The sequence below is a fragment of the Paraburkholderia kururiensis genome (assembly GCF_034424375.1).
Taxonomy (GTDB): domain Bacteria; phylum Pseudomonadota; class Gammaproteobacteria; order Burkholderiales; family Burkholderiaceae; genus Paraburkholderia; species Paraburkholderia kururiensis_A.
Genome location: NZ_CP139965.1, coordinates 3,215,715 through 3,232,944, shown reverse-complemented (window position 1 = coordinate 3,232,944; position 17,230 = coordinate 3,215,715). Strand labels below are relative to the sequence as shown.

17 protein-coding genes and 1 pseudogene are annotated in these 17,230 nt (G+C 65.0%); 15 read left to right on the top strand and 3 right to left on the bottom strand.

Annotated features, from left to right (window positions below; all coding sequences use genetic code 11):
- Nucleotides 1-192: 192 nt before the first annotated feature.
- Nucleotides 193-1,116, top strand: a complete 924-nt coding sequence (locus tag U0042_RS14375) for a histone deacetylase family protein (RefSeq protein ID WP_114810205.1) — start codon at nucleotides 193-195, stop codon at nucleotides 1,114-1,116.
- 10 nt (nucleotides 1,117-1,126) lie between these two features.
- The gene (locus U0042_RS14370; protein WP_114810206.1) at nucleotides 1,127-1,939 is read left to right on the top strand and encodes an enoyl-CoA hydratase; all 813 of its coding nucleotides are present in this window, start codon (nucleotides 1,127-1,129) and stop codon (nucleotides 1,937-1,939) included.
- Between the two features lie 11 nt (nucleotides 1,940-1,950).
- Here the strand turns inward: U0042_RS14370 and U0042_RS14365 are convergent, their stop codons facing one another.
- Nucleotides 1,951-2,889: an alpha/beta hydrolase gene (locus U0042_RS14365; RefSeq protein ID WP_114810207.1), complete on the bottom strand. Its 939-nt coding sequence runs from the start codon at nucleotides 2,887-2,889 to the stop codon at nucleotides 1,951-1,953.
- A gap of 248 nt (nucleotides 2,890-3,137) precedes the next feature.
- Here U0042_RS14365 and U0042_RS14360 point away from each other — a divergent pair, with 248 nt between their 5' ends.
- From U0042_RS14360 to U0042_RS14335, 6 genes and pseudogenes are all read left to right on the top strand, one after another.
- Entirely contained in the window at nucleotides 3,138-4,172 is a 1,035-nt protein-coding gene (locus U0042_RS14360) for a methionine ABC transporter ATP-binding protein (RefSeq protein WP_114810208.1), read from the top strand.
- The gene (locus tag U0042_RS14355; protein WP_114810209.1) at nucleotides 4,162-4,815 is read left to right on the top strand and encodes a methionine ABC transporter permease; all 654 of its coding nucleotides are present in this window, start codon (nucleotides 4,162-4,164) and stop codon (nucleotides 4,813-4,815) included. Before U0042_RS14360 ends, U0042_RS14355 begins: the two co-directional genes overlap by 11 nt.
- 93 nt (nucleotides 4,816-4,908) lie before the next feature.
- Nucleotides 4,909-5,707: pseudogene (locus U0042_RS14350) on the top strand (MetQ/NlpA family ABC transporter substrate-binding protein).
- Nucleotides 5,708-5,963: 256 nt separating this feature from the next.
- Nucleotides 5,964-6,713, top strand: a complete 750-nt coding sequence (locus tag U0042_RS14345; RefSeq protein WP_114810210.1) for an electron transfer flavoprotein subunit beta/FixA family protein — start codon at nucleotides 5,964-5,966, stop codon at nucleotides 6,711-6,713.
- A gap of 14 nt (nucleotides 6,714-6,727) precedes the next feature.
- Entirely contained in the window at nucleotides 6,728-7,663 is a 936-nt protein-coding gene (locus tag U0042_RS14340) for an electron transfer flavoprotein subunit alpha/FixB family protein (protein WP_114810211.1), read from the top strand.
- A gap of 98 nt (nucleotides 7,664-7,761) precedes the next feature.
- Nucleotides 7,762-9,552, top strand: coding sequence for an acyl-CoA dehydrogenase (locus tag U0042_RS14335; protein WP_114810212.1), 1,791 nt, complete (start codon nucleotides 7,762-7,764; stop codon nucleotides 9,550-9,552).
- Nucleotides 9,553-9,697: 145 nt separating this feature from the next.
- On the opposite strand, the gene U0042_RS14330 is transcribed toward U0042_RS14335, so the two are convergent.
- Nucleotides 9,698-10,984 (bottom strand): D-amino acid dehydrogenase, encoded by a 1,287-nt coding sequence (locus U0042_RS14330; protein WP_114810213.1) that lies wholly within the window; start codon nucleotides 10,982-10,984, stop codon nucleotides 9,698-9,700.
- A gap of 141 nt (nucleotides 10,985-11,125) precedes the next feature.
- On the opposite strand from U0042_RS14330, the gene U0042_RS14325 reads away from it, so the two are divergent.
- Together U0042_RS14325 and U0042_RS14320 are read left to right on the top strand one after the other, a co-directional pair.
- Complete coding sequence (locus U0042_RS14325) at nucleotides 11,126-11,614, top strand: Lrp/AsnC ligand binding domain-containing protein (RefSeq protein ID WP_114810214.1); 489 nt, start codon at nucleotides 11,126-11,128, stop codon at nucleotides 11,612-11,614.
- A gap of 141 nt (nucleotides 11,615-11,755) precedes the next feature.
- Entirely contained in the window at nucleotides 11,756-12,895 is a 1,140-nt protein-coding gene (locus U0042_RS14320; protein WP_114810393.1) for a PA0069 family radical SAM protein, read from the top strand.
- A 48-nt stretch (nucleotides 12,896-12,943) separates the two neighbouring features.
- Here U0042_RS14320 and U0042_RS14315 read toward each other — a convergent pair whose 3' ends face one another.
- Nucleotides 12,944-13,408 carry an NINE protein gene (locus U0042_RS14315; protein ID WP_114810215.1) on the bottom strand — a complete coding sequence of 155 codons (465 nt, stop codon included), beginning with the start codon at nucleotides 13,406-13,408 and terminating at the stop codon, nucleotides 12,944-12,946.
- Between the two features lie 406 nt (nucleotides 13,409-13,814).
- Here U0042_RS14315 and rpsP point away from each other — a divergent pair, with 406 nt between their 5' ends.
- From rpsP to U0042_RS14290, 5 genes are all read left to right on the top strand, one after another.
- Complete coding sequence (rpsP, locus tag U0042_RS14310) at nucleotides 13,815-14,078, top strand: 30S ribosomal protein S16 (RefSeq protein ID WP_114810216.1); 264 nt, start codon at nucleotides 13,815-13,817, stop codon at nucleotides 14,076-14,078.
- A gap of 136 nt (nucleotides 14,079-14,214) precedes the next feature.
- Nucleotides 14,215-14,958: a ribosome maturation factor RimM gene (gene rimM / locus U0042_RS14305; RefSeq protein ID WP_114810217.1), complete on the top strand. Its 744-nt coding sequence runs from the start codon at nucleotides 14,215-14,217 to the stop codon at nucleotides 14,956-14,958.
- 26 nt (nucleotides 14,959-14,984) lie between these two features.
- Nucleotides 14,985-15,812: a tRNA (guanosine(37)-N1)-methyltransferase TrmD gene (gene trmD / locus U0042_RS14300; protein WP_114810218.1), complete on the top strand. Its 828-nt coding sequence runs from the start codon at nucleotides 14,985-14,987 to the stop codon at nucleotides 15,810-15,812.
- Nucleotides 15,813-15,905: 93 nt separating this feature from the next.
- On the top strand, nucleotides 15,906-16,292 hold the full coding sequence (gene rplS, locus U0042_RS14295) for a 50S ribosomal protein L19 (RefSeq protein ID WP_017774609.1): 387 nt from the start codon (nucleotides 15,906-15,908) through the stop codon (nucleotides 16,290-16,292).
- A 149-nt stretch (nucleotides 16,293-16,441) separates the two neighbouring features.
- Complete coding sequence (locus U0042_RS14290) at nucleotides 16,442-17,125, top strand: CoA pyrophosphatase (protein WP_114810219.1); 684 nt, start codon at nucleotides 16,442-16,444, stop codon at nucleotides 17,123-17,125.
- Nucleotides 17,126-17,230 lie beyond the last annotated feature (105 nt).

The window sequence follows — 17,230 nt, the reverse complement described above, 5'->3', positions numbered from 1 at the left end:
CGACTCTTGCGCCACTAACCTCGCCGAACGGCCGGGGCGCGGGACGTGCCGCCGGGCGCCGGGCCCTTGCCGCAGGGGGCCGCTGCGTCGTGTGGTAACGTGACGGCTATTACCCGCGGCGCGTTGCCGCGTGCATATGAAGGAGACCTGCGGCGCACGAGCCGATGCCGCGCGCTGCAGAACGAACGAATCATGGCAACAGCCTTCTACTCCCACGCCGACTGTCTGCTGCACGAGATGGGGCAATGGCACCCCGAGTGTCCGGCGCGGCTCCAGGCGATCGAAGATCAGCTGATCGCGAGCCGCATCGATGCCCTCATCGAGCGGGAACCGGCGCCGCTCGCCGACGAAGCCGCGCTACTGCGCGTGCACACGCAGGCGCATGTCGATCACATTCGGGACGCCTCGCCGATCGAGGGCTACGCGCCCATCGATCCCGACACGTCAATGAATCCACACACCTGGCAGGCGGCGCTGCGTGCAGCGGGCGCGGCGATTGCCGCCACGGACGCCGTGATCGCGGGCCAGTACGATAACGCGTTTTGCAGCGTGCGGCCGCCGGGACACCACGCGGAGCCCGCGCGCGCCATGGGATTCTGCTTCTTCAACAACGTCGCGATTGCCGCGCGGCATGCGCTCGAGGTTCACGGCCTCGCACGCGTGGCGATCATCGACTTCGACGTGCATCACGGCAACGGCACCGAGGCTGCATTCGCCGCAGACCCGCGCGTGCTGATGTGCAGCTTCTTCCAGCACCCGTTCTATCCGTTCACGGGCGCGGACAACCAGGCGCCCAACATGGTGAACGTGCCGATGCCAGCGCGTTCGAAAGGCATGGCCGTGCGCGAGGCGGTGGACGTGCTGTGGCTGCCGCGGCTGCACGACTTCAAGCCCGAGATGATCTTCATCTCCGCAGGCTTCGATGCTCACCGTGAGGACGACCTCGGCAACATGGGGCTTGTCGAAGACGACTACACGTGGATCACCGACCGCGTGCGCGACATCGCAAACCGCTATGCGCGCGGACGCATCGTGAGCTGCCTCGAAGGCGGATACAACCTGTCGGCGCTCGGCCGCAGCGCCGTCGCGCACATTCGCTCGCTGGCCGACGTTTGAGGAGGCGAACATGAGCACGCAACCCGTTTCGTCGAAGGCGAGCGAAGCTGGCTCGCTGATCGAGATCGCTCACGATGCTTACGGTGTGCACGGCGTGGTGAGCGTGACGCTCAATCGTCCCGATGCGTTCAATGCGTTATCCGAAGCGCTGCTCGACGAATTGCAGCACGCGCTCACGTCGATTGCCGCCAGCGATGCCCGCGTCGTCGTGCTGGCCGGTGCGGGGCGTGCCTTCTGCGCGGGACACGACCTGAAGGAGATGCGCGCGGCACCGTCGCTCGAGTATTACCAGGCGCTGTTCGCGCGCTGCACGAAGGTGATGCTGGCAATCCAGCGCATGCCCCAGCCGGTAATCGCGCGCGTGCACGGCGTCGCGACGGCAGCCGGCTGTCAGCTGGTCGCGATGTGCGATCTCGCGGTGGCATCGGACGAGGCGCGTTTCGCGGTCTCCGGCGTGAATCTCGGTCTCTTCTGTTCGACGCCCTCAGTGCCGCTCACGCGCAACGTGCCACGCAAGATGGCCTTCGAGATGCTCATGACGGGCGAGTTCATCGACGCCCACGAAGCCCGTCGCCGCGGGCTCGTGAACCGCGTGGCGCCCGCCGGCGAACTGGATGCCACCGTGTCGGCACTGGCCGCGAGCATCTGCGCCAAGCCGCGTACCGCGGTCGAGGCCGGCAAGGCGTTGTTCTACCGGCAGCTCGAAATGGGCGTCGAGGCCGCTTATCAGCTTGCGGGACAGACGATGGCCTGCAACATGATGGAGGACGCCACGCTGGAAGGTGTGCAGGCCTTCATCGAAAAGCGGGCGCCGCGGTGGTGAGCTGAAACGCCTCAGCTCCGCGCCACTATCCACTCGATCAATGCGCCGATCACGCGGTCGCGGTCCAGATCGTTCATCGCCTCGTGATAGCTGTCTTCGTAGAGCGTGAGCGTCTTGTCCGGCGAGCCGACGTGGCCGGCGAAATCGCGGCTGCCTTCCGGCTCGGTCAGCTTGTCGCGCGTGCCGTGATAGACGAGAACGGGAAGGCGCAGATTCGCGCGTCCGCGTTCGATGCGTTCCATGGCCAGCAGAATCTCTGCGCCCGTGCGGGCCGGAACGGCACCATGGTGAACGAGCGCATCGCGGCGGTTCGCCTCCACCACGGCAGGGTCGCGCGACAGTAGCGCTGCATCGATCTTCATGGCGGGAAAGCGGGGCCATACGCGGCTCATGATGCGGCTTGCCGCGATCATCCAGCGGGGCACGTCGCGCCCGGGCGCGAGCGCCGGGCTCGACAGAATCAGACCAGCGATGTCATGACGGCTCGCCGGCAGGCACTCCACGGCATACAAGGCGGCGATTGCGCCGCCCATGCTGTGACCCATCAGGAAGAGCGGACCGCCGTGCGGTGCGGCGGCGTCGACGAGTGCTTCGGCGTCGAGCAGGTAGGCGTCGAAGCGCGGCACCCACGCGCGAGCGCCGGGCGCGAGTCCGTGGCCACGGAGATCGACGGCGACCAGCTCAATGCCGGCGGCGTTGAGCCGCGCCGCGAGCGGCGCGTATCGCCCGGCGTGTTCGGCGAGACCGTGGACAAGCGCAACGGTGGCGCGTCGCGTTCCCGCGACCGGCCAGTGGTAGAGCGGCAGGGTTGTGCCATCGGCGGCCGTTACGGTGGCGCTGTGCGGCAGTACGCGATCGGGCGCCTTGATGTTCCCGTGGGCGAGCGTCTGCGCCGATACCGCATTTCCACTTTGCGGGGTTGCGGCATCGAAAGGCTTTGTCGTCTCCATGACTGATGGCCCGCCATTTCCTGTTGATAATGCGACGGATCATATCCGCGCCCGTGGACGGTACGCGAGCGCAGCCCGCGGCGCGCCGCTCTAATTCCCTAGCGTTATGAAAGGATCGAAATTGATTATTAAAGAGAATTTCGCCGCCAGGTTAAAATCGCGGCCCACACACCAATAAAACAGCGGCGGCCATTGCCGGCATGCATCGGCCCAAGGCCTGCCCGGCAGGACCGCCGTTTCGTTTTTCCATGATCGAACTACGCAATGTGTCGCAGCGCTTCGCGGGGCCCCGAGGCTGGGTCGAAGCGCTCCACAACATCAATCTCACGATTCCCCCAGGCGAGGTATTCGGCATCATCGGCCGTAGCGGCGCCGGCAAGAGCACGCTGGTACGCACCATCAACCTGCTGACGCGGCCCACCGAAGGCGAGATCGTCGTGAACGGCCGGGCGCTTACCTCGTTGCCCGCAGCCGAGCTGCGTGCCGCGCGCCGCGAAATCGGCATGATCTTTCAGCACTTCAATCTGCTGTCGTCGCGCACGGTGTACGAAAACGTCGCGCTGCCGCTCGAGCTGGCGGGCATGAAGCGCGGCGCGATCGAAGAGACAGTGCTGCCGCTGCTCGAACTGGTCGGCCTGACCGCGCAGAAAGACCGCTATCCGGCGCAGATCAGCGGCGGGCAGAAGCAGCGCGTCGGCATTGCGCGCGCCTTGGCCAGCAAACCGAAGGTGCTGCTCTCCGACGAAGCCACCTCGGCACTCGATCCCGAAACCACGCGCGCCATTCTCGACCTGCTGCGCAAGATCAATCGCGAACTCGGTCTCACCGTCGTGCTGATCACGCACCAGATGGAGGTCATCAAGCAGGTGTGCGATCGCGTCGCCGTGCTGGATGCGGGCAAGGTGGTGGAGGAAGGCCGCGTGATCGACGTGTTCCTGCAGCCGCATCACGAAGTCACGCGCGCGTTGCTGGGCGACGTGATCGCGCAGGAGTTGCCGCCCGCGCTCAAGGCGCGTGTGGCCGAGCGTCTGAAGACGGGCAACGGACATCTGCTGCGCCTCGCCTTCACGGGCTCGGGCGTAGACCAGCCGGTGCTCTCTGAAACGATTCGCCGCTACGAACTGGACTTCAACATTCTGCACGGGCAGATCGACGAGATTCAGGGGCAGGCGTTCGGGTCGCTCGCGGTACTCGCGAGCGGCGAGGCGGTGAAAGTCGCGCAGGCCATCGCGTGGCTGCGCGAGCAGGGTGTCGTGGTGGAGGAGCTTTCGTATGTTGAGTGAAATGCTCGATATGTTCGTGCAGTCGTTCTGGGAGACGCTCGTGATGGTCGGCATCTCGGGCCTGATCGGTGCACTCGTGGGGCTGCCGCTCGGCGTGCTGCTCCATCTCACCGACCGCCAAGGTGTACTGCAGAACCTGGCCGTGAATCGCGTGATGGGCGTGCTCGTGAACGCGGTGCGGTCGACGCCGTTCATCATTCTGCTCGTTGCGGTGATTCCGTTTACGCGGCTCGTGGTGGGCTCTTCGATCGGCACGGCCGCAGCCGTCGTGCCGCTCACGATCGCCGCTGCGCCGTTCATTGCACGGCTCGTCGAGACGGCGCTGCGCGAAGTGGATCGCGGCCTGATCGAAGCCGCTCAGGCGATGGGGGCCACCACGCGCCAGATCGTCTTCAAGGTGCTGCTGCCCGAAGCGCTGCCCGGCATCGTGGCCGGACTCACGATCACGTTCGTCTCGCTCGTCGGCTATTCGGCGATGGCGGGTGCGATCGGCGGTGGCGGACTGGGCGATCTGGGCATCCGCTATGGCTATCAGCGCTTCGAGCCCGAAGTGATGGTCGCAGTGGTCGTGATTCTGATCGTCTTCGTGCAACTCGTGCAGTCGTTCGGCGATTGGCTCGTGCGGCGCCTGGGTCACCGCTGATTCGATGCAAGGCCCGTGGCGTTCGCGACGCGGGCCACGCGTCAATGCATCAATAAACAACACACGAAACAACACACGTTTGGGGATTGAGTTATGCAACGTCGCTTCGTATTGAAACTGGCCGCCGTGCTCGGTGCGGCTACGCTGTTTGCCTCGGGCGCCGCGCGCGCCGATGAAACCATCAAGGTGGGCGTGACGGGCGGCCCGCACGCCCAATTGATGGACGTCGTGAAGACCGTGGCCGCGCGTAACGGCCTCAACATCAAGATCGTCGAGTTCTCGGACTACGTGCAACCGAACGCAGCGCTCGCGGGGGGGCGACCTCGACGCGAACAGCTATCAGCACGAGCCGTATCTGCAGGCGCAGGTGAAGGACCGCGGCTACAAGATCATCAAGGTCGCCGATACGGTGACGTTTCCGATGGGCATCTACTCGAAGCGCGTGAAATCGCTGGCGGCGCTGCCCACGGGCGCGAAGATCGCCCTGCCCAACGACCCGACCAACGGCGGCCGGGCACTTCTACTCCTGCAAAAGCAGGGCCTCATCAAGCTGCGCGCCGATGCGGGCCTGAAGGCCGCGCCCATCGATATCGTCGACAACCCGAAGAAGCTCAAGATCGTGGAACTGGACGCCGCGCAGATTCCGCGTTCGCTGGGTGATGTGGACGCGGCCGCCATCAACACGAATTTCGCGATGGAAGCGGGGCTCAAGCCTAAGCAGGACGCCATTGCCATCGAAGATCCGAATGGCCCTTACGTGAACATCATCGCGATTCGCGAGGCCGACCGTAACAAGCCCTGGGTGGCGAAACTCGTGGCGGCGTACCACTCGCCCGAGGTGAAGCAGTACATCGAGACGAAGTTCGGCGGCGCGGTCGTGGCGGGCTGGTAAGCGACACAAGGCGACGGTCGCGATACAGACCACCGGGCCGGGGACGCGGCCAGCAAAAAAATTAGAGGCGTCGGTCGGCCCATGGGCTTGGCGTCCAGGTCTTCCCAAGGCTAAAATCGCACGACCGTTCGCTATTGCCGAAGCCCCGCCCAAGGGCGGTATTGTTGATCGAAACGGCCTGCGGCGCCGCAGCCCGCAAGGGGCTGTCGCTATAATGTCCCGCAGGTTGACGTATTCGTAACTTTGGAGCGTGTGCATGAAAATCCTGGTGCCAGTCAAGAGAGTGGTCGACTACAACGTGAAGGTCCGCGTGAAGACGGACGGCACGGGCGTCGACATTGCAAACGTGAAGATGTCGATGAACCCGTTCGACGAAATCGCCGTCGAGGAAGCGGTGCGCCTGAAGGAAGCGGGTGTGGCGACCGAGGTGATCGCGGTGTCAGCTGGCGTGGCGCAGGCGCAGGAAACGCTGCGCACGGCGCTCGCCATCGGCGCGGACCGGGCCATCCTGATCGAATCGAACGAAGACCTGCAGCCGCTCGCCGTGGCGAAGCTGCTCAAGGCGCTCGTCGACAAGGAACAGCCGCAGCTGGTCATTCTCGGCAAGCAGGCCATTGATGACGACTCCAACCAGACCGGCCAGATGCTCGCCGCGCTTGCCAACCTGCCGCAGGCAACGTTCGCCTCGAAGGTAACCGTCGCCGACGGCAAGGCCACCGTGATGCGCGAAGTGGACGGCGGCGCCGAAACGCTCTCGCTGAAGCTGCCCGCCGTGGTCACCACCGATCTGCGCCTGAACGAGCCGCGCTACGTGACGCTGCCCAACATCATGAAGGCGAAGAAGAAGCCGCTCGAAACCATCAAGCCCGAGGACCTCGGCGTAGACGTGACGCCGCGTCTGAAGACGCTGAAGGTCGCCGAGCCGCCGAAGCGCTCGGCCGGCGTGAAGGTGCCGGACGTGAAGACGCTGGTGGAGAAGCTGAAGACCGAAGCGAAGGTGCTGTAAGGGAGCGAGGACAAATGACGATTCTGGTAATTGCGGAACACGACAACGCGACCGTGAAGGGCGCGACGCTGAACACCGTGGCGGCCGCCGCGAAGATCGGTGGCGACGTCCACGTGCTGGTGGCGGGCCACAACGCGCGGGGCGCGGCCGAAGCGGCAGCGAAGATCGCGGGCGTATCGAAAGTGCTGCTTGCCGATGCGCCGCAACTCGAAGCAGGCCTCGCGGAAAACGTCGAGGCGACGGTGCTGAATATCGCGAAGGACTACTCGCACATCCTCGCGCCGGCCACGGCCGCAGGCAAGAACGTGACGCCGCGCATCGCGGCGAAGCTCGACGTGGCGCAGATCAGCGACATCACGGCCGTGGTCAGTGCCGACACGTTCGAGCGCCCGATCTACGCGGGCAACGCGATTGCCACGGTGCAGTCGGCGGACCCGATCAAGGTCATCACGGTGCGCACCACGGGCTTCGACGCCGTGGCGGCTGAGGGCGGCAGCGCGTCCATCGAGAAGATCGAGGCGGCGCCGGACGCGGGCATCTCGCAGTTCGTGAGCCGCGAGGTCACGAAGCTTGACCGTCCCGAGCTGACGAGCGCGAACATCATCGTGTCGGGCGGCCGGGGCCTCGGCAGCGGCGAGAACTACACGAAGGTGCTGGAGCCGCTCGCCGACAAGTTGGGCGCCGCGCTGGGCGCCTCGCGCGCGGCCGTGGACGCGGGCTATGTGCCCAACGATTACCAGGTGGGTCAGACGGGCAAGATCGTGGCGCCGCAACTGTACGTGGCGGTGGGCATCTCCGGTGCGATCCAGCATCTCGCCGGCATGAAGGACTCGAAGGTGATCGTCGCGATCAACAAGGACCCCGAAGCACCGATCTTCAGCGTGGCCGATTACGGCCTCGTCGGCGATCTGTTTGCGCTCGTGCCCGAACTCGTCGGCGAACTCGGCTAAGCGCGGTACCCGCGCCTCGCAGAAGGCTATCGGCACACGAAGGGGCGCACTCGGCGCCCCTTTTTTATTGATATCAGGCAGTAGAGGAGACTGACCCAATGAGCTACATCGCCCCCGTCAAAGACATGCTGTTCGTGATGAACGAACTTGCCGGCATCGAACAGCTCGCGAGCCTGCCCGGCTTCGAAGACGCCACGCCGGAAACCGCGCAGGCCGTGCTGGAAGAGGCCGTGAAGCTGTGCGGCGACGTCATCGCGCCGCTCAACGTGGAAGGCGATCGCAATCCCAGCAGCTGGCACAACGGCGAAGTGAAGGCGACGCCGGGTTTCGCCGAAGCTTTCCGGCAGTTCGCGGAAGGCGGCTGGCAAGGCGTTCAGCACCCCACCGATTATGACGGCCAAGGCTTGCCGAAGCTGATCGCCACCGCGTGCATCGAGATGCTCAATGCCGCGAACCTGTCATTCGCGCTGTGCCCGCTGCTGACCGACGGCGCCATCGAAGCGCTGCTCACCGCGGGCACGGAGGAGCAGAAGCAGCGCTACGTGCCGAAGCTGATTTCGGGCGAGTGGACCGGCACCATGAATCTCACGGAACCGCAGGCCGGCTCCGATCTCGCGTTGGTGCGCACGCGTGCCGAGCCGCAGGGCGACGGGACGTACCGCATCTTCGGCACGAAGATCTTCATCACGTGGGGCGAGCACGACATGGCGAGCAACATCGTGCATCTCGTGCTCGCGCGCACGCCGGGCGCGCCGGAAGGCGTGAAGGGCATTTCGCTCTTCACCGTGCCGAAGTTCCTCGTCAACGACGACGGTTCGCTCGGTGCACGCAACGACGTGCATTGCGTGTCGATCGAACACAAGCTGGGCATCAAGGCGAGCCCCACCGCGGTGCTGCAGTTCGGCGATCACGACGGCGCCATCGGTCAGCTGGTCGGCGAGGAGAATCGCGGCCTCGAGTACATGTTCATCATGATGAACGCTGCACGTTTCGCCGTCGGCATGCAGGGCGTGGCGGTCTCGGACCGCGCCTACCAGAAGGCGCTCGCCTACGCGAAGGAGCGCGTGCAAAGCCGGCCCGTGGACGGATCGGCGAAGCAGGCGGTGACGATCATCCACCACCCCGACGTGCGCCGCATGCTAGCTACGATGCGTTCGCTCACCGAAGCATCGCGCGCACTTGCCTACGTGGCGGCCGCGCACAGCGACATCGCGCATCGTCACGCCGATGCGGCGACGCGCGAGCGGCATCACGCGATCTACGAGTTCCTCGTGCCGGTGGTGAAGGGCTGGAGCACGGAGCTTTCGCTCGAAGTGACGAGCCTCGGCGTGCAGGTGCACGGCGGCATGGGCTTCATCGAGGAAACGGGCGCGGCGCAGTACTACCGTGACGCGCGCATCCTGACCATCTACGAGGGCACGACGGCGATCCAGGCGAACGACCTCGTGGGTCGCAAGACGGTGCGCGACGGCGGCGCGGTGGCGAAGGCCCTGCTCGCGGAGATCGGGCAGACCGTCGAGGCGCTTGGCGCGCATGAGGGCGCCGCGTTCGACGCCATGCGCACGCAGCTGGCGCAAGGTCAGCGTGCGTTGCAGTCGGTGGTCGAGTACGTCGTGGGCAACGCGAAGGGCGATCCGAACGCGGTGTTCGCGGGAAGCGTGCCGTATCTGAAGCTCGCCGGCATCGTGCTGGGCGGCTGGCAGATGGCGCGCGCCATGCTGATCGCAGCCGGCAAGCATGCCGAGGACCCGGCGTTCTACGAGGCGAAGATCGCCACGGCGCAGTTCTTTGCGCAGCACGTGCTGCCTCAGGCGGGGGCGCTCGAGGTGTCGATCGTCACCGCGAAGGGTGGCGAAGGCGTGTTCGCGCTTGCGGAAGATCAGTTCTGATGCCCGCGAGCCGGTGAACCGGGTGCCCTGCGATGAGCGGGGCGCCTTACCGGTGAAACGCCATCCATAAAGCAGAAGGCGCCCGACATAGGCGCCTTCTTTTTTGCTTGCGCGTACTTATCGCGCGAGGCTCGCGCGAGGCCGATCAGGCGTATGCGGGGCGTCCCGTGCCGCTCGTTTCGCCGAGGTAGCGATGAACCGAGAGATCGTCGGCACGAATGGCGGGTTGCTTGCCCGACATCAGGTCGGCGAGCAATTGGCCCGAGCCGCACGACATCGTCCAGCCCAGCGTGCCGTGTCCCGTGTTGAGGAACAGATTCGGCATGGGCGTGCGGCCTACCACCGGCGTGCCGTCCGGCGTCATGGGGCGCAGACCGGTCCAGAAGGTGGCGTTCGAGGTGTCGCCGCCGCCCGGGAACAGGTCGTTCACGCACATTTCGAGCGTCTCGCGGCGCGCATCGCGCAGGCGCTTGTCGAAACCGACGATCTCGGCCATGCCGCCCACGCGGATGCGGTCGTCGAAGCGCGTGATGGCGATCTTGTACGTTTCGTCGAGCACCGTTGAAACCGGCGCGGCGTTGGCATCGACGATCGGTGCCGTGATCGAGTAACCCTTGAGCGGATACACGGGAATTTTCACGATGCCCGAGAGCAGCTTCGTCGAGTACGAGCCGAGAGCGACCACGAAGGCGTCGGCACGCACGAGTTCGCTGCCGCACTGCACGCCGGCAACGCGTCCACCGGCAACGGCGAGGCCGTCGATCGCCGTGTTGTAGCGGAAGCGCACGCCCAGTTCCCCGGCAAGCGCGGCCAGACGCGTGGTGAACAGCTGGCAGTCGCCGGTTTCGTCGCCCGGCAGGCGCAGGCCGCCCGTGAGCTTGTGCGACACGGCGGCGAGCGCCGGCTCGGCGCGCGACAGCTCTTCAGGCGTGAGCAACTCGTAGGGCACGTTCGCGTCTTTCAGCACGGTGATGTCCTTCGCGGCGCCCTCGAGTTGCTGCTGCGTGCGGAACACCTGAAGCGTGCCGCCCTGGCGGCCTTCGTACTGGATGCCCGTTTCGGCGCGCAGCGCCTGCAGGCAATCGCGGCTGTATTCGGCAAGGCGAACCATGCGGCCTTTGTTGACGGCGTAGCGCCCGGCCGTGCAGTTCTGCAGCATCTGCCACATCCATTGCAACTGGAAGCGCGTGCCGTCGAGGCGGATGGCGAGCGGCGCATGCTTCTGGAACATCCACTTCACGGCCTTGAGCGGCACGCCGGGAGCGGCCCAGGGCGAGGCATAACCCGGCGAGATCTGGCCTGCGTTCGCGAAACTCGTGTCGAGCGCGGGGCCGCTTTCGCGGTCGATCACCGTGACCTCGTGACCGGCGCGCGCCAGATAATAGGCGCTCGTCACGCCGACGACGCCACTGCCCAGAACGACGATTCGCATAGCTGCTCCATCCAGAAAAGGGAAACCGATGCGCAGGCCGGAAAAACTTGAAATATGGCGTGCATCCAGTATTTGCGGCTATGCTATTGCGGTTCATGTAGGTTTTGTTATTGTATTTTTTCAGTTTTTAGTAGAAAAACCATGCGCACGCAACGTCAACCCGTCCGGACTCTCGATCGCATCGACCATCGCATCCTGAAACTGCTCCAGCAGGACGGACGGATGGCGATGAAAGACCTCGCCGAGCAGATCGGTCTCTCGGTCACGCCGTGCACGGAGCGGGTGAAGCGCATGGAACGCGACGGCGTCATCACGGGCTACTACGCGCGCGTGAATCCCGAGATGCTGGGCGCGGCGCTGCTCGTGTTCGTGGAGATCACGCTGGACCACAAAAGCGGCAACATGTTCGAGCAGTTTCGCCGCGAGGTGCAGAAGATTCCGGAGGTGCTGGAGTGCCACCTCGTCTCAGGTGATTTCGACTACCTCATCAAGGCGCGTATCGGTGAGATGGCGGACTACCGCAAGCTGCTCGGTGACATCCTGTTGCAGCTGCCCGGCGCGGTTCAGTCGAAGAGTTATGTGGTAATGGAAGAGATCAAGGAAACGCTGACGATCGCTGTGGGCGATTGATCGACCGGCCCGGCGAAGCGACACGAAGGACGGCTCGACAAACGGCCGAAGTACTGTATATTTGTACAGTACTTCGGCCGCCTCGTATGGCGCGGCCGCTTTTCGTTTATTCCGGTTTGTCCGGGTTTGTCGTGTGCCGCCGTGAACGATTCCGATGCTGAATATTCCGAGTACCCGGTAGCTCCGCCCGTCCCGCACAAGGGGCGGGGCGCTGTAACCAACCTGCAGGGCCGCTACGAAGTCGACCAGCGCGAGGCGTTCGACGACGGCTGGACGCACCCCGACTGTGCGGACGGCGACGCGCCGCCTCTGCTGCGGACCCAGGTGTTCGAGGAGCACGCAAAGAGCATCCTGACGCGAAACCAGTCGCCGGACATTCCGTTCAGCATTTCCCTGAATCCGTATCGCGGGTGCGAGCACGGCTGCATCTACTGTTTCGCGCGGCCCACGCACGCGTATCTCGGCCTGTCGCCTGGGCTCGATTTCGAAAGCCGCATCTATGCGAAGGTCAACGCGCCGGAATTGCTTGCGCGTGAGATTTCGAAGAAGTCCTATGTGCCCGAGCCGATCGCGCTCGGCGTGAACACCGACGCCTGGCAGCCGGTGGAGCGCGACCTGCGGCTCACGCGTCGCGTGATCGAGGTGCTGCACGACCGCCACCATCCGTTCGCCGCCATTACGAAGTCCTCGTTGATCGAGCGCGATCTGGACTTGCTGGCGCCCATGGCGGACCGTGGCCAGGTGATGGCCGCGATCACCATCACCACGCTCGATGCAGGTATTGCGCGCACGCTGGAGCCTCGCGCGGCCTCGCCTGCGAGGCGCCTGCGCACCATTCGTACGCTCACGCAGGCGGGTGTGCCGGTGGGCGTCAGCATCGCGCCGGTGATCCCGTTTGTGACCGAGCCCGATATGGAGCACATCCTGGAAGCGTGTGCCGAGGCTGGCGCGACGAGCGCGAGCTACATCGTGCTGCGGCTGCCCTGGGAGGTCGCGCCGCTGTTCAAGGACTGGCTGGCGGCGCATTTTCCGGACCGCGCCGATCGCGTGATGAGCCGTGTGCGCGACATGCGCGGCGGCAAAGACTACGATTCCTCGTTCGGACGCCGCATGAAGGGCGAGGGGCCGTGGGCCGATCTGCTGCGGCAGCGCTTCGAGAAGGCCGTGCGGCGGCTCGGTCTCAACGAGCGGCGGCGCGGCATTCTGGACATCTCGCAATTCCGCCGCGAACCGGTCGTGTTGCGGCGCGCGGCCGACGACCCGCAACTCGACCTGTTCTAGCGCTGCCGCCTGGTCGTGTGTTGTCGTCTCTGCTCGTCGGTGGTCCGCTTACTGTGAGATCGACTTCGCAGCTTCGACCTGCGACTCGAAATAGGTCTGGAACGAGAGCGCAAGCCCCGTCATCAGCAGGAAGGCGCCGATCAGCAACGAAAAGATGACGACGAAGATCACCGCCCAACCTGAGCGGCTGTGGCGGCCGGCGTGCGGGTTGAACTGGGCGTCCCACTTCTCGTCGGGGCGCAGTCCGTAGACGATGGCGGCGAGAAACGCGGCCAGCAGCGACACCGCGCCCGGCAGCGCAAGCGACCATCCGAGCGCAGACTCGCGCTGCGTGGCGGCGAGCAGCAAAAAGCCGGGAATGCCGATCACCGTGCCCAGCAGATGCGCCCATCCCCACACGTCGCGCGGGCCGTACAGATAGAAGCGATGTGCCCCGATGCTGCCGAAGAAGAAGGCGAGAGCGGCAGTGAGCGTCTTGGAGCGAAAGCGCGATGAATTCGAAGCGGTGGGCATGGGAACGTGTGATTGTTGGGAGCGCTGCCTGCCGGGCCCGCAGGCCTGCGTCACGCTGCTCGGGATTCCGAGCCGAGGCGAATTCTACGCCGAGCGGAGGGTGCCAGACGTAGGAGGCGGTCGAAGAATCCGTCTCGCCGGGACAGAGGGCATGCAGGGGTTGCGGCGCGCCGGAACGAGGCAGTCAGCGATGGCCATGGCCGCGGCATAGGGACCGGCATGTGGGGCCACAGAAGGCCGCGGGCAAAGGCCGTAAGAGCGGCGAGCCGGCTCGCGCGGCCGGGCGTGTCTTGCCGTCAGAGTCCGATTTGCATGATTCCCCGTTAAGTGTTTGTTATGGCGTTGGTTTCAGGCTATAATCGCCGGTTTCAGTGGTCCCGAACCCCCGGTTTTCAAGGATTCAAGTATGGTCATCATCCGTCTGGCTCGCGGCGGCTCGAAGAAGCGCCCGTTCTACAACATCGTTGCAACCGATTCGCGTAACCGTCGCGACGGCCGCTTCATCGAACGCGTCGGCTTCTACAATCCGGTCGCGACGAAGGGCGAAGCGCTGCGCGTCGCGCACGATCGCGTGACGTACTGGCAAGGCGTGGGTGCCCAGCTGTCGCCCGCCGTCGAGCGTCTCGTGAAGCAGGCGCAGAAGGCGCAGGCAGCGGCTCCGGCTGCGTAATTCCCTTGCGTGAGCTTGCCCGGTTCCGTGAGGTCCGCGCTTGTGGCTGTGCATTCCCGGTTGCGGCGCGCAAATGCTGCGACGCGCGGCCGGTCGAGTGTGCTCCGGCAATTGAAACTGGCTGCGAGGTTCGCTGATGTCCGCACGTGATTCCGAGCAATCGGGGCGCGCTGGACCAGCGGAGCGCAGCCAGCGTCGTGTTCAGCCGTCCGGTTCCGGCGAGCCTGCGGCACCGTTCGGTGCATTCGTGCGCAAGCCCGGCCGCGCCCGCGAAGCAACGCGTGGCGAGTCGCAAGTCGCAGCAGAGGCGCCGGGCATGCGGCTCGAGTCGAAACAAAGCTGGCCGTCCGACGCGGTAGAAGTGGGCGCGATCGTCGATGCGTATGGCTTGAAAGGCTGGGTCAAAGTGGCGGCGCACGCGCAGGCCGGTCGCGGCGGCGACGCGTTGCTCGCCGCGAAGCGCTGGTGGCTCGAAAAGGGCAGCGAGCGCAAGTCGGCGGCGGTCGTGCTGGCAAAAACGCACGGCGACGCCGTGGTGGCGCAACTGGGCGGCACGGCCGATCGAGATGCGGCCCTCGCGTTGCGTGGCCACCGCGTGTATGTGAGCCGCCACGAGTTTCCCGCGCTCGAAGCCGACGAGTTTTACTGGGTCGATCTTCTCGGTCTTGAAGTCGTCAACGAAGGTGGCGAAGTGCTCGGCAAGGTGGCTAGCATGATCGATAACGGCGCCCATTCGGTGCTGCAGGTCGAATATCCCACCACCGGGAAGGACGGCAAGCCGGTAACCGGCGAGCGGCTGATTCCGTTCGTCGGTGTCTATGTGAAATCGGTGGATCAGGCGGCGAAGCGGATTGTCGTCGACTGGCAAGCCGACTATTGAACAAGATTCGCTGAACGGAGAGAGCGATGCAGTTCGATGTCGTGACGCTCTTTCCCGAGATGTTCCGTGCGCTGACCGACTGGGGCATCACCAGTCGCGCCGCGAAACAGCAGCGTTACGTATTGCGTACGTGGAATCCGCGTGATTTCACAACCGACAACTACCGCACCATCGACGACCGTCCCTATGGGGGCGGCCCCGGCATGGTGATGTTGGCGAAGCCGCTCGAAGACGCCATTGGTGCGGCGAAGGCGGCTCAGGCGCAGCAGGGCATCACCGGTGCGAAGGTCGTGTTGATGTCGCCGCAAGGCGCGCCGCTCACGCACGAACGCGTGATGCAGTTCGCGCAGCAGCCCGGGCTCGTATTGTTGTGCGGCCGGTATGAAGCCATCGACCAGCGCCTTGTCGACCGTTGTGTCGACGAAGAAGTGAGCCTCGGCGACTTCGTGTTGTCCGGCGGCGAGCTTCCGGCCATGGCGCTGATGGATGCCGTCGTGCGACAACTGCCGGGTGTGCTCAACGATGCACAGTCCGCGGTGCAGGACAGCTTCGTGGACGGACTGCTGGATTGTCCGCATTACACGCGGCCGGAGGAATACGACGGCATGCGCGTGCCGGATGTGCTGCTTGGCGGGCATCATGCGGAAATCGAGCAATGGCGTCGCCGTGAAGCGCTACGCAACACGCTCTACAAACGGCCCGATCTGATCGAGAAGGCCAGGAAGAACAAGATGTTGAGCCGTGCCGACGAGGCATGGCTCGCAAGTCTCGCGAAGGAAGCGCGGAAGGCATCGTCTTCTGCGCCCGCTGGCGAGGCGAAAGGCGGCGCTGCTCCATGCGTGGACGGTGCCTGATGTGAACCCATCCTCTATCGGGGCCGTGGTGCCGGAATGCAGTCCAAGCCGGTACAGGCACGAACGCCGACAAGATGGCTTAAGGAGTCAGTGATGAACCTCATCGGAAAACTCGAGCAGGAAGAAATCGAGCGCGTGCTCGCAGGCAAGACCATTCCCGAATTCGCCCCCGGCGACACGGTGGTGGTGAACGTGAACGTCGTTGAAGGCAACCGCAAGCGCGTTCAGGCATACGAAGGCGTCGTGATCGCGAAGCGTAATCGCGGTCTGAACTCGTCGTTCATCGTGCGCAAGATCTCGTCGGGTGAAGGCGTCGAACGTACGTTCCAGACGTACTCGCCGCTGCTTGCCAGCATCGTCGTGAAGCGCCGCGGCGATGTGCGTCGTGCGAAGCTGTACTACCTGCGCGAGCGTTCGGGCAAGGCTGCCCGGATCAAGGAAAAGCTGGTGTCGAAAGACCGCGCAGCTGCCGCAGAGTAAAAGCTGTAAGAAAAAGCACCCTCCCAGGGTGCTTTTTTGTTTGCCAGGTCAGAATAGCGATATACGCAGATGTCAGCGCGACATCTGCGATGTCCGCTATCCGGCGCAGCGCGCTACCACGCACGCCGGTGCCCGCTCCGGGAGACCCGTTGATCCGTCCTGTATTCGAGCCTGAAAACCTGCCGGTCGAGTCGACTGGCACGGACCTGCCGCCTGTGCCGTCTGTCCGTTTGACGCCAGACGGCCTGCGCGCGCGCTTCGAGCAACGTCTGTTGTGGTCCCCTGAGCCCTTCGAGCCGCGCCTCACCGAAGACGTCGACCCGCGCGACGCCGCGGTGCTCGTGCCGCTCGTGGTGCGAGAAGAGGGCCTGACGGTGCTGCTCACCCAACGCGCCGATCACCTCAACGACCACGCCGGCCAGATCAGTTTTCCGGGCGGCCGTCGCGAACCCGAAGACGCGGATGCCATTGCCACCGCGCTGCGCGAAGCAAACGAGGAAGTGGGCCTGGATTCCCGGCGCGTGGAGGTGCTGGGCGCCTTGCCGGACTACATCACCGGTACGGGCTTTCTCGTGGCCCCCGTGGTGGGCCTCGTGCATCCGCCTTTTACCGTGTCGGCGGATACGCTCGAAGTGGCGGACATCTTCGAAGTGCCGCTCGACTTCCTGATGAACCCTGCGCACCACGAGGTGCGCGTATTTCGCTGGGAAGGCGGCGAGCGGCGCTTCTTCTCCATGCCGTATCCGCGCGATGGCAGCACCGGCGGTCACTACTTCATCTGGGGCGCGACGGCCGGCATGTTGCGCAACTTCTACCGCTTTCTTGCGGCATGAAACCGTATGCCGTTGTCGCGTATGGCCCGCACACGTCGCGCCCGTTGTTGTTTCGATGTTGCGGCGCGACCGGCGCGCATTCAGGCCCATCTGACCCTGTGCTAT

Bases quoted from the DNA above. Each gene is read 5' to 3' on its own strand.
- U0042_RS14370 (WP_114810206.1), top strand. From the start codon at position 1,127: ATGAGCACGCAACCCGTTTCGTCGAAGGCGAGCGAAGCTGGCTCGCTG.
- U0042_RS14365 (WP_114810207.1), bottom strand. From the start codon at position 2,889: ATGGAGACGACAAAGCCTTTCGATGCCGCAACCCCGCAAAGTGGAAAT.
- U0042_RS14360 (WP_114810208.1), top strand. From the start codon at position 3,138: ATGATCGAACTACGCAATGTGTCGCAGCGCTTCGCGGGGCCCCGAGGC.
- U0042_RS14325 (WP_114810214.1), top strand. From the start codon at position 11,126: ATGCGCACGCAACGTCAACCCGTCCGGACTCTCGATCGCATCGACCAT.
- U0042_RS14315 (WP_114810215.1), bottom strand. From the start codon at position 13,408: ATGCCCACCGCTTCGAATTCATCGCGCTTTCGCTCCAAGACGCTCACT.
- rpsP (WP_114810216.1), top strand. From the start codon at position 13,815: ATGGTCATCATCCGTCTGGCTCGCGGCGGCTCGAAGAAGCGCCCGTTC.
- trmD (WP_114810218.1), top strand. From the start codon at position 14,985: ATGCAGTTCGATGTCGTGACGCTCTTTCCCGAGATGTTCCGTGCGCTG.
- rimM (WP_114810217.1), top strand. From the start codon at position 14,215: ATGTCCGCACGTGATTCCGAGCAATCGGGGCGCGCTGGACCAGCGGAG.
- U0042_RS14375 (WP_114810205.1), top strand. From the start codon at position 193: ATGGCAACAGCCTTCTACTCCCACGCCGACTGTCTGCTGCACGAGATG.
- U0042_RS14345 (WP_114810210.1), top strand. From the start codon at position 5,964: ATGAAAATCCTGGTGCCAGTCAAGAGAGTGGTCGACTACAACGTGAAG.
- U0042_RS14335 (WP_114810212.1), top strand. From the start codon at position 7,762: ATGAGCTACATCGCCCCCGTCAAAGACATGCTGTTCGTGATGAACGAA.
- U0042_RS14340 (WP_114810211.1), top strand. From the start codon at position 6,728: ATGACGATTCTGGTAATTGCGGAACACGACAACGCGACCGTGAAGGGC.
- U0042_RS14355 (WP_114810209.1), top strand. From the start codon at position 4,162: ATGTTGAGTGAAATGCTCGATATGTTCGTGCAGTCGTTCTGGGAGACG.
- U0042_RS14330 (WP_114810213.1), bottom strand. From the start codon at position 10,984: ATGCGAATCGTCGTTCTGGGCAGTGGCGTCGTCGGCGTGACGAGCGCC.
- rplS (WP_017774609.1), top strand. From the start codon at position 15,906: ATGAACCTCATCGGAAAACTCGAGCAGGAAGAAATCGAGCGCGTGCTC.